Genomic DNA, 10,920 nt, shown 5'->3' with positions numbered 1-10,920 from the left:
GCCTGGTACCCTGGTCGACGGCCGTTTGTGTACGCACCCCCGGAGCCCATCGCCCTGGAGGCCGCGCCCAGCGGATCCCCGCCTTCCGAGTCACGGAAGCTCCCCCGAGAAGCAGACCGGGGGCACTCGGTGGCCAGTCACAGACTATGAGGAGTACGCGTGTCGCTCGACGCCGCTACGAAGAAGCAGATCATGTCCGAGTTCGGTACCAAGGAGGGCGACACCGGCTCCCCCGAGGTCCAGGTCGCTCTGCTGTCGCGTCGGATCTCCGACCTGACCGAGCACCTCAAGACCCACAAGCACGACCACCACTCCCGTCGTGGTCTGCTGATCCTGGTCGGTCAGCGCCGCCGGCTGCTGCAGTACCTCGCCAAGAAGGACATCCAGCGCTTCCGTACGCTGGTCGACCGCCTCGGCATCCGCCGCGGTGCGGCGGGCGCCAAGTAAGACGCCGTGAGGGGAGCGGTTCCCGGCAGGAAAGGGGACCGCTCCCTTTGCTGTACGTGCGGAGTGTCGCTGCTGCTTTGTAGTGTGGTAGCACAACGCAATACGGACGACACAGCACGACAAGAAGAGGAGAAGCGCGCCTAGCCGCCGCCGGTCCTCGGTAGTGGCCCCCGGGGGGAAGCCCCGGGTGCTTCGATCGAAGACCGGCCCGCACCAACGGAGCGCTTCTCCGCCACCGTCCCCCTGCCACACGGGCAGCGTGGGACGAAAGACGACAAAGTAACGGAGAAAACGCTAGTGGAGAACGAGACCCACTACGCCGAAGCCGTCATCGACAACGGCCCCTTCGGCACCCGCACCATCCGCTTCGAGACGGGCCGCCTGGCCAAGCAGGCCGCCGGCTCCGCCGTGGCGTACCTGGACGACGACACCATGGTGCTGTCGGCCACCACCGCCTCCAAGAACCCCAAGGACCAGCTCGACTTCTTCCCCCTCACGGTGGACGTCGAGGAGCGGATGTACGCCGCCGGCAAGATCCCCGGCAGCTTCTTCCGTCGTGAGGGCCGGCCCTCCGAGGACGCGATCCTCACCTGCCGCCTGATCGACCGCCCGCTGCGCCCGTCCTTCAAGAAGGGCCTGCGCAACGAGATCCAGGTCGTCGCCACGATCATGGCGCTCAACCCCGACCACCTGTACGACGTCGTCGCGATCAACGCCGCGTCCGCGTCCACGCAGCTGGCCGGTCTGCCCTTCTCCGGCCCGATCGGCGGCGTCCGCGTCGCGCTGATCCGCGGTCAGTGGGTGGCCTTCCCGACGCACACCGAGCTCGAGGACGCCGTCTTCGACATGGTCGTCGCGGGCCGCGTCCTGGAGGACGGCGACGTCGCGATCATGATGGTCGAGGCCGAGGCCACCGAGAAGACCATCAAGCTCGTCGAGGGCGGCGCCGAGGCGCCCACCGAGGAGGTCGTCGCGGCCGGTCTGGACGCCGCGAAGCCCTTCATCAAGGTGCTCTGCAAGGCCCAGTCGGACCTCGCCTCCAAGGCCGCCAAGCCGACCGGCGAGTTCCCGATCTTCCTGGACTACCAGGGCGACGTCCTCGAGGCGCTCACCGCCGCCGTCAAGCCCGAGCTCGCCCAGGCGCTCACCATCGCCGGCAAGCAGGAGCGGGAGGCGGAGCTGGACCGCGTCAAGCAGCTCGCCGCCGAGAAGCTCCTGCCGGAGTTCGAGGGCCGCGAGAAGGAGATCTCCGCCGCGTACCGCTCGCTGACCAAGACCCTGGTCCGTGAGCGCGTCATCAAGGAGAAGAAGCGCATCGACGGCCGCGGTGTCACCGACATCCGCACCCTGGCCGCCGAGGTCGAGGCCATCCCGCGGGTCCACGGCTCCGCGGTGTTCGAGCGCGGCGAGACCCAGATCCTGGGCGTCACCACGCTGAACATGCTCCGCATGGAGCAGCAGCTGGACACGCTGTCGCCGGTGACCCGCAAGCGCTACATGCACAACTACAACTTCCCGCCGTACTCCACCGGCGAGACCGGCCGCGTCGGCTCCCCGAAGCGCCGCGAGATCGGCCACGGCGCCCTCGCCGAGCGCGCCCTGATCCCGGTCCTGCCGGCGCGCGAGGAGTTCCCCTACGCGATCCGTCAGGTGTCCGAGGCGCTGAGCTCGAACGGCTCGACGTCCATGGGCTCGGTCTGCGCCTCCACCATGTCGCTGCTGAACGCCGGTGTGCCGCTGAAGGCCCCCGTCGCCGGTATCGCCATGGGCCTGATCTCCCAGGAGATCGAGGGCGAGACGCACTACGTCACCCTCACCGACATCCTCGGTGCGGAGGACGCCTTCGGTGACATGGACTTCAAGGTCGCCGGTACGAAGGACTTCGTGACCGCCCTCCAGCTCGACACCAAGCTGGACGGCATCCCGGCCTCCGTCCTGGCCGCGGCCCTGAAGCAGGCCCGTGACGCCCGCCTCCACATCCTCGACGTGATGATGGAAGCGATCGACACGCCGGACGAGATGTCCCCGAACGCCCCGCGGATCATCACCGTCAAGATCCCCGTGGACAAGATCGGCGAGGTCATCGGCCCCAAGGGCAAGATGATCAACCAGATCCAGGAGGACACCGGCGCCGACATCACGATCGAGGACGACGGCACCATCTACATCGGTGCGGTCGACGGCCCCTCCGCCGAGGCGGCTCGCGCCACGATCAACGGCATCGCCAACCCGACGATGCCCGAGGTCGGCGAGCGCTACCTCGGTACGGTCGTCAAGACGACCACCTTCGGTGCGTTCGTCTCCCTGCTGCCCGGCAAGGACGGTCTGCTGCACATCTCGCAGATCCGCAAGCTCGCCGGCGGCAAGCGCGTGGAGAACGTCGAGGACGTTCTCGGCGTGGGCGCCAAGGTCCAGGTCGAGATCGCCGAGATCGACTCCCGCGGCAAGCTCTCCCTCATCCCCGTGATCGAGGGCGAAGAAGCCTCCGAGGACAAGGACGACACCGACAAGTGACGTCGAGCAGCTCCACGGCGACGGCCCGCACCTCCTCCGAGGCGCGGGCCGTCGCCCGTACCCAAACCCTGATCAAGGGCACCAACGGCATCGGCACGGTCCGCAAGACCACCCTCCCAGGCGGCCTGCGCATCGTCACCGAAACCCTGCCCTCGGTCCGCTCCGCGACCTTCGGCATCTGGGCGCACGTCGGCTCCCGCGACGAGACCCCGGCCCTGAACGGCGCCACCCACTACCTGGAGCACCTGCTCTTCAAGGGCACGAACCGCAGGTCCGCCCTGGACATCTCCTCCGCCATCGACGCGGTCGGCGGCGAGATGAACGCCTTCACGGCGAAGGAGTACACGTGCTACTACGCACGCGTGCTCGACACCGACCTGCCCCTCGCCATCGACGTCGTCAGCGACATGCTGACCGGCTCGCTCATCCTCGAAGAGGATGTCAACGTCGAGCGCGGAGCGATCCTCGAAGAGATCGCCATGACCGAGGACGACCCGGGCGACTGCGTGCACGACCTGTTCGCGCACACGATGTTCGGCGACAACTCCCTCGGCCGCCCGGTCCTCGGCACGGTCGACACGGTCAACGCCCTCACCGCCGACCGCATCCGCCGCTTCTACAAGAAGCACTACGACCCGACCCACCTGGTCGTCGCCTGCGCCGGCAACGTCGACCACTCCAAGGTCGTACGGCAGGTCCGCGCCGCGTTCGAGAAGGCCGGTGCCTTCAAGGACCTCGCCGCCGAGCCCGTCGCCCCGCGCAGCGGCAGCCGATCCCTGCGCACCGCGGGCCGCGTCGAGCTGATCGACCGCAAGACCGAGCAGGCGCACGTCGTGCTCGGCATGCCGGGCCTGTCCCGCACGGACGAGCGGCGCTGGGCCCTGGGCGTGCTGAACACCGCCCTCGGCGGCGGCATGTCCTCCCGCCTCTTCCAGGAGGTCCGCGAGAAGCGCGGCCTGGCCTACAGCGTGTACTCGTACACCTCGGGCTTCGCCGACTGCGGCCTGTTCGGCGTGTACGCGGGGTGCAGGCCGTCGCAGGTGCACGACGTGCTGAAGATCTGCCGCGACGAACTCGACCACGTCGCCGAGCACGGCCTCTCGGACGACGAGATCGGGCGCGCGATCGGCCAGCTCCAGGGCTCCACCGTCCTCGGCCTGGAGGACACCGGCGCGCTGATGAACCGTATCGGCAAGAGCGAGCTGTGCTGGGGCGAGCAGATGTCCGTCGACGACATGCTGTCCCGGATAGCGTCGGTCACCCCGGACGACGTCCGCTCGGTCGCCCGCGAGATCCTGGGACGGAAGCCCTCCCTGTCGGTCATCGGCCCGCTGAAGGACAAACAGGCGGCCCGCCTGCACGACGCCGTCGCCTGACAACCCCCTGGTGAAGGAAGCACAAGAGATGAGCAAGCTGCGCGTGGCGGTCCTCGGCGCCAAGGGCCGGATCGGCTCGGAAGCGGTACGAGCCGTCGAAGCCGCCGAGGACATGGAACTGGTCGCCGCGCTGAGCCGCGGGGACAAGCTGGAGACGCTGGCCGAGACCGGCGTCCAGGTCGCGGTCGAACTGACCACGCCCGACTCGGTCATGGCCAACCTCGACTACTGCGTAGGCCACGGCATTCACGCGGTCGTCGGCACCACCGGCTGGACCGACGAGCGCCTCGCGCAGCTGAAGGGCTGGCTGGAGCAGTCCCCTCAGACGGGCGTGCTCATCGCGCCGAACTTCTCCATCGGGGCCGTCCTGACCATGAAGTTCGCGCAGATCGCCGCCCCGTACTTCGAGTCCGTCGAGGTCGTCGAGCTGCACCACCCGAACAAGGTGGACGCCCCCTCCGGCACCGCCACGCGCACCGCCCAGCTCATCGCCGAGGCCCGCCGCAACGCCGGCTCCGCCCCGGCCCCGGACGCCACGACCACCGCCCTGGACGGTGCCCGTGGCGCCGACGTCGACGGCGTCCCGGTCCACGCCGTCCGGCTGCGCGGGCTGCTCGCCCACCAGGAGGTCCTGCTCGGCGCCGAGGGCGAGACCCTGACGGTCCGGCACGACTCGCTGCACCACAGCAGCTTCATGCCGGGCATCCTGCTCGGCGCCCGCCGTGTGGGGAGCGTCCCGGGCCTGACCTTCGGCCTGGAACACTTCCTGGACCTGAGCTGAGCTCCTGACCGTCATGCGCGCGAAGCTCACCTACGCCCTCACGGCCGCCGTCCTGGTCGTCTACTTCGTCCTGGTCGGCAGCCGCGGCGTCCTGCTCATCGAGACCGGCACGCCCCTCACCGTCACCTTCGGCGTCGCGGTGCTGATCCTGCCGGCCATCGGCCTGTGGTTCCTGTGGAAGAACACCCAGTTCGTCCGCAGGGCCAACCAGCTCGCCGCCGAACTCGACGCCGAGGGCGGCCTGCCCGTCGACGAACTGAGGCGCACGCCCAGCGGGCGGATCGACCGGGACTCGGCCGACGAGGTCTTCGCCAAACGGAAGGCCGAGACGGAAGACGCCCCCGACGACTGGCGCACCTGGTTCCGCCTCGCCGTCGCCTACCACGATGCCCGCGACACCCCGCGCGCCCGCAAGGCGATGCAACGCGCGATCGCCCTGCACGACCGCAAGCAGCCCGAGACGGCCTGAGGCGCACCCCACTCATGCCGGAGGGGCCGGACCGCGAACGGTCCGGCCCCTCCGGCATGAGAATCCGGGATCACCGAGGGCGTCAGTGCGGGCGGTACTCGTCCGCCCAGGCCTCGACCGAGTCGGCCGCCCGGTCGAAGGCCTCCACCCGGCCCAGGAAGTCCGCGTTGTGCGTGGTCAGCAGCGCCGACGCAGCCTCGGGCGACTGTCCCTGCCGGACGAGCAGCAGCGCCTGCCCCTGCACCGTCCGGGGCAGCCCCAGCCAGCGCACCGGCTGCTGCACCGTGCGCACGGAGGCGACCTGGTTCCAGGACGCCGTACGCGTCGTGAGGAAGCCGACGTGCCGCAGCCCGCGCGCGCTCACCCACACGCCCACGCGGAGCAGCCGCAGGGCCCCGGCGATGACGAGCAGTGCCAGCCCGAAGACCATACCGCCCGAGGTCAGTTCGGCCGTCGCCGCGATGATGACCGCCGCGAACAGCACGAACGACGCGAGCAGCAGCGCCAGCGCCGCCGCGACCACCCGCCAGGGCCCGGGCCGGTACGGCCGCCGCCAGCGGTCACGGTCGTCGTACGGCAGCGGAACGTCGTCCGCCGCCTCGAAAACGCGGTCGGCCGTCAGGAAGGGCAGGGGCACGGCTGGTCCTCACTCGATCCATGCGTGGGCTGTGCCCGGTGAGGCTACCGATCTGTGTACCCGGTCACCACTGGCGGGGGGCCGGATGGAGTCAGCGCCGGCCTGTGGCGGCTCAGTTCTTCTGCGACGCCTGTGACTGCTGCGGCTGCGAGCCCGGGTGGTCGACCGACAGCGCGGGCGTCCCGACGACCAGGGACCCCACGAGCCCCGCCACGATGGTCAGACCGAGCAGCCATCGCCCGGCCATCTGGCCGACGGACAGCCGCTCACGCGGTGGGGGAGTGACATTGCTGCGGAACCTGTCGGCCTCGGCAACGAAGGCAAACGGTACGGGTTCACGCCGACCGAACATCAGGGGTGCGTCTCCTTCAAGGGGTGGAACGGATCACTTTCGTCTGTAGAGACGAATGAACTCCCTCAGAGGTGCCCTGTTTCACCGACTTCATTGCGGCACGCCACCGATCGCGCTGATTTCGTCGGGCCGTAGAGTGGCGTCGCCACACGACGAGATGGGAAGGCCCTGCCAACCGTGACCGACATCCCCGCCGACGACATCAAGCCCAGCTACCGCAGCGATGTGACCGTCGAGCTGGTCAAGCACACCGCGTCCGACGCGGACGTCCTGTTCGCCGCCCGCGTCTCGACCCTCGGCGAGCAGTCCCTGGACGAGCTGAAGAAGGACCCCGAGCGCTCCAAGGGCCTGATCAACTACCTGATGCGGGACCGGCACGGCAGCCCCTTCGAGCACAACTCGATGACCTTCTTCATCAGCGCCCCGATCTTCGTCTTCCGCGAGTTCATGCGGCACCGCGTCGGCTGGTCGTACAACGAGGAGAGCGGCCGCTACCGCGAGCTCCAGCCGGTCTTCTACGTCCCCGACGAGTCCCGCAAGCTGGTCCAGGAGGGCCGCCCCGGCAAGTACGTCTTCGTCGAGGGCACCCAGGCCCAGCAGGAGCTGGTCGGCCGGGTCATGGAGGACTCCTACCGGCAGGCGTACGAGGCCTACCAGGAGATGCTCGCCGCCGGTGTCGCCCGCGAGGTCGCCCGCGCGGTCCTCCCGGTCGGCCTGTACTCCTCGATGTACGCCACCTGCAACGCCCGCTCCCTGATGCACTTCCTCGGCCTGCGCACCCAGCACGAGCTGGCCAAGGTCCCGTCCTTCCCGCAACGCGAGATCGAGATGGTCGGCGAGAAGATGGAGGCCGAGTGGGCCAGGCTCATGCCGCTCACCTACGCCGCCTTCAACGCGAACGGGCGCGTGGCGCCGTAACGCGCCCCCGTTCCCCGATCAGGCACAGATGTACGGTTCAGCCGCACGAAGTGTCCGTATTGCGGCATTTCGAGAAGTTCATCTAGCCTGATCAAACGGGTCCGGCACTGCTTGAACCCCCGAGCAGGCAGTGCCGGGCTCCATCTTTGTCGCGACTTGTCGCCTCCCCCTAGGGCAGACCCGGTCCTGAGCAACGAGTAGCGTGTAACCCATGGCTCCGACCTCGACTCCGCAGACCCCCTTCGGGCGGGTCCTCACCGCCATGGTCACGCCCTTCAAGGCGGACGGCGCACTCGACCTCGACGGCGCGCAGCGGCTCGCCACCCACCTGGTGGACGCAGGCAACGACGGCCTGGTCATCAGCGGCACCACGGGCGAGTCGCCGACCACCAGCGATGCGGAGAAAAGGGATCTCGTACGGGCGGTCCTGGAGGCCGTCGGCGACCGCGCCCACGTCGTGGCCGGGGTCGGCACCAACGACACCCACCACAGCATCGAACTCGCCCGCACGGCGGAGCGCACCGGCGCACACGGCCTGCTCGTTGTGACCCCGTACTACAACAAGCCCCCGCAAGAGGGCCTCTACCGGCACTTCACGGCCGTCGCCGACGCCACCGAGCTGCCGGTCATGCTCTACGACATCCCCGGCCGCAGCGGCGTCCCGATCAACACGGAGACGCTCGTCCGCCTCGCCGAGCACCCCCGGATCGTCGCGAACAAGGACGCCAAGGGCGACCTGGGCCGGGCGAGCTGGGCCATCGCCCGCTCACGGCTCGCCTGGTACTCCGGCGACGACATGCTGAACCTGCCGCTGCTCTCCGTCGGCGCGGTCGGCTTCGTCTCCGTCGTCGGCCACGTGGTCACCCCCGAGCTGCGCGCCCTGGTCGAGGCGTACACCTCCGGCGACGTCCAGAAGGCGACCGAGATCCACCAGAAGCTGCTCTCGGTCTACACGGGCATGTTCCGCACCCAGGGCGTGATGACGACCAAGGCGGCGCTCGCCCTGAAGGGCCTGCCCGCCGGGCCCCTGCGCGCCCCCATGGTCGAATGCGCGCCCGAGGAGATCGAGCAACTCAAGATCGATCTTGCCGCCGGCGGGGTACAGCTCTGACATCAGACTTCGCGCGGACCCCCGCGCACCTGCTTCACAACTGAATAGCGGGCCACCGGTGCCCGCACCACTCCATACGACAACTGCTTCTGCACGAACGTCATGCGCGCCACGTGCCCTACCGGTACGTGGCGCGCGTGGTGAGGAGAGTCTTTTGAGTCATCCGCATCCCGAACTCAGCCCGCCCCCGCCGCTCCCCGAAGGCGGCCTGCGGGTCACCCCGCTCGGCGGCCTCGGCGAAATCGGCCGGAACATGACGGTCTTCGAGTACGGCGGACGCCTGCTGATCGTCGACTGCGGAGTGCTCTTCCCCGAGGAGGAGCAGCCCGGAATCGACCTGATCCTGCCGGACTTCTCGTCCATCAGGGACCGCCTCGACGACATCGAGGGCATCGTCCTCACGCACGGCCACGAGGACCACATCGGCGGCGTCCCCTTCCTCCTGCGCGAGAAGCCGGACATCCCGCTGATCGGCTCCAAGCTGACCCTCGCCCTCATCGAGGCCAAGCTCCAGGAGCACCGCATCCGCCCATACACCCTTGAAGTGGTGGAAGGGCACCGCGAGCGCATCGGCCCCTTCGACTGCGAGTTCGTCGCGGTCAACCACTCCATCCCGGACGCGCTGGCCGTCGCCATCCGCACCCCTGCGGGCATGGTCGTCCACACCGGCGACTTCAAGATGGACCAGCTCCCGCTGGACAGCCGCCTCACGGACCTCCACGCCTTCGCACGTCTGAGCGAGGAGGGCATCGACCTCCTGCTCTCGGACTCGACGAACGCCGAGGTCCCGGGCTTCGTCCCGCCCGAGCGGGAGATCTCCAACGTGCTGCGGCAGGTCTTCGCCGGCGCCCGCAAGCGCATCATCGTCGCGAGCTTCGCCAGCCACGTCCACCGCATCCAGCAGATCCTGGACGCCGCGCACGAGTACGGCCGCCGCGTCGCCTTCGTCGGTCGCTCGATGGTCCGCAACATGGGCATCGCGCGAGACCTGGGCTACCTGAAGGTCCCCCCGGGCCTCGTCGTGGACGTCAAGACACTCGACGACCTCCCGGACAGCGAGGTGGTCCTGGTCTGCACGGGCTCCCAGGGCGAACCCATGGCGGCCCTGTCCCGCATGGCCAACCGGGACCACCAGATCCGCATCGTCCAGGGCGACACGGTGATCCTGGCGTCGTCCCTGATCCCCGGCAACGAGAACGCGGTCTACCGCGTGATCAACGGCCTGACCCGCTGGGGCGCCAACGTGATCCACAAGGGCAACGCCAAGGTCCACGTCTCCGGCCACGCGTCCGCGGGCGAGCTGCTGTACTTCTACAACATCTGCCGCCCGAAGAACCTGATGCCGGTGCACGGCGAATGGCGCCACCTGCGCGCCAACGCCGAACTGGGCGCCCTGACCGGCGTCCCGCACGACCGCATCGTCATCGCCGAGGACGGCGTCGCCGTCGACCTCGTCGAGGGCAAGGCCAAGATCTCCGGCAAGGTCCAGGCGGGTTACGTCTACGTCGACGGCCTCTCGGTCGGGGACGTGGGAGAGCCGGCCCTCAAGGACCGCAAGATCCTCGGCGACGAGGGCATCATCTCGGTCTTCGTGGTCATGGACTCGTCCACCGGGAAGATCACCGGCGGACCGCACATCCAGGCCCGCGGCTCCGGCATCGAGGACTCCGCCTTCGGCGACGTGATCCCCAGGGTCACGGAGGTACTCGAACGCTCCGCCCAGGACGGAGTGGTCGAACCCCACCAGCTCCAGCAGCTCATTCGCCGCACGCTGGGCAAGTGGGTCTCGGACACCTACCGGCGCCGGCCGATGATCCTGCCTGTGGTCGTGGAGGTCTGACGGTCCGTCGGGCCTGACCAGGCGCCAACTGGGAGCGGGGCTCCTCGATTTGCATCGAGGAGCCCCGCTCCAGTAGGTTTACAACTCCTCCCGACGGGGCACCCGGCCGATTCAGCGCTGGGAACCATGCTCCGGTGAGGGATGGAAATCCGGCTGAGAAACTTCTGATAAAGTCGGAACCGCCGGAAAGGGAAACGCAGAAGCGGAAACGCGGAAGCGGGAACCTGGAAAGCACCGAGGAAATCGGGTCGAGAAAAGATCTGATAGAGTCGGAAACGCAAGACCGAAGGGAAGCGCCCGGAGGAAAGCCCGAGAGGGTGAGTACAAAGGAAGCGACCGTTCCTTGAGAACTCAACAGCGTGCCAAAAGTCAACGCCAGATATGTTGATACCCCGTCCGTCGGAAATTTCCGATGGTCGAGGTTCCTTTGAAAAAACACAGCGAGGACGCTGTGAACGGTCGGGCTTATTCCGCC

At 68.6% G+C, this 10,920-nt stretch carries 10 protein-coding genes; 8 read left to right on the top strand and 2 right to left on the bottom strand.

Going from position 1 to position 10,920, the window contains the following annotated elements; all coding sequences use genetic code 11:
* The first annotated feature begins 159 nt into the window (after positions 1 to 159).
* From rpsO to CA983_RS32900, 5 genes are all read left to right on the top strand, one after another.
* Complete coding sequence (gene rpsO / locus CA983_RS32920) at positions 160 to 447, top strand: 30S ribosomal protein S15 (protein ID WP_059415298.1); 288 nt, start codon at positions 160 to 162, stop codon at positions 445 to 447.
* 297 nt (positions 448 to 744) lie between these two features.
* The gene (locus tag CA983_RS32915) at positions 745 to 2,961 is read left to right on the top strand and encodes a polyribonucleotide nucleotidyltransferase (RefSeq protein ID WP_086604453.1); all 2,217 of its coding nucleotides are present in this window, start codon (positions 745 to 747) and stop codon (positions 2,959 to 2,961) included.
* Entirely contained in the window at positions 2,958 to 4,337 is a 1,380-nt protein-coding gene (locus CA983_RS32910; protein ID WP_086604452.1) for a M16 family metallopeptidase, read from the top strand. The genes CA983_RS32915 and CA983_RS32910 overlap by 4 nt, the downstream gene beginning before the upstream one ends.
* 28 nt (positions 4,338 to 4,365) lie before the next feature.
* Positions 4,366 to 5,118: a 4-hydroxy-tetrahydrodipicolinate reductase gene (gene dapB, locus CA983_RS32905; protein WP_086604451.1), complete on the top strand. Its 753-nt coding sequence runs from the start codon at positions 4,366 to 4,368 to the stop codon at positions 5,116 to 5,118.
* A 13-nt stretch (positions 5,119 to 5,131) separates the two neighbouring features.
* On the top strand, positions 5,132 to 5,587 hold the full coding sequence (locus CA983_RS32900) for a tetratricopeptide repeat protein (protein ID WP_086604450.1): 456 nt from the start codon (positions 5,132 to 5,134) through the stop codon (positions 5,585 to 5,587).
* Positions 5,588 to 5,669: 82 nt separating this feature from the next.
* Here CA983_RS32900 and CA983_RS32895 read toward each other — a convergent pair whose 3' ends face one another.
* The gene (locus tag CA983_RS32895) at positions 5,670 to 6,224 is read right to left on the bottom strand and encodes a hypothetical protein (protein WP_086604449.1); all 555 of its coding nucleotides are present in this window, start codon (positions 6,222 to 6,224) and stop codon (positions 5,670 to 5,672) included.
* 112 nt (positions 6,225 to 6,336) lie between these two features.
* Positions 6,337 to 6,576 carry a hypothetical protein gene (locus CA983_RS32890; protein ID WP_059415289.1) on the bottom strand — a complete coding sequence of 80 codons (240 nt, stop codon included), beginning with the start codon at positions 6,574 to 6,576 and terminating at the stop codon, positions 6,337 to 6,339.
* Between the two features lie 177 nt (positions 6,577 to 6,753).
* Between CA983_RS32890 and thyX the strand changes: the two genes are divergently transcribed.
* The 3 genes from thyX to CA983_RS32875 all read left to right on the top strand — a co-directional run bounded on the left by thyX (position 6,754) and on the right by CA983_RS32875 (position 10,445).
* Positions 6,754 to 7,494, top strand: a complete 741-nt coding sequence (gene thyX / locus CA983_RS32885) for an FAD-dependent thymidylate synthase (protein ID WP_086604448.1) — start codon at positions 6,754 to 6,756, stop codon at positions 7,492 to 7,494.
* A 211-nt stretch (positions 7,495 to 7,705) separates the two neighbouring features.
* On the top strand, positions 7,706 to 8,605 hold the full coding sequence (gene dapA / locus CA983_RS32880) for a 4-hydroxy-tetrahydrodipicolinate synthase (RefSeq protein WP_086604447.1): 900 nt from the start codon (positions 7,706 to 7,708) through the stop codon (positions 8,603 to 8,605).
* Between the two features lie 154 nt (positions 8,606 to 8,759).
* Complete coding sequence (locus CA983_RS32875) at positions 8,760 to 10,445, top strand: ribonuclease J (protein WP_086604446.1); 1,686 nt, start codon at positions 8,760 to 8,762, stop codon at positions 10,443 to 10,445.
* Positions 10,446 to 10,920: the final 475 nt, after the last annotated feature.

The organism is Streptomyces swartbergensis (assembly GCF_002148965.1).
GTDB classification, from domain to species: domain Bacteria; phylum Actinomycetota; class Actinomycetes; order Streptomycetales; family Streptomycetaceae; genus Streptomyces; species Streptomyces swartbergensis.
Note: the sequence above shows the minus strand (reverse complement) of the source record. Positions and strands in the feature narration are given on the sequence as shown.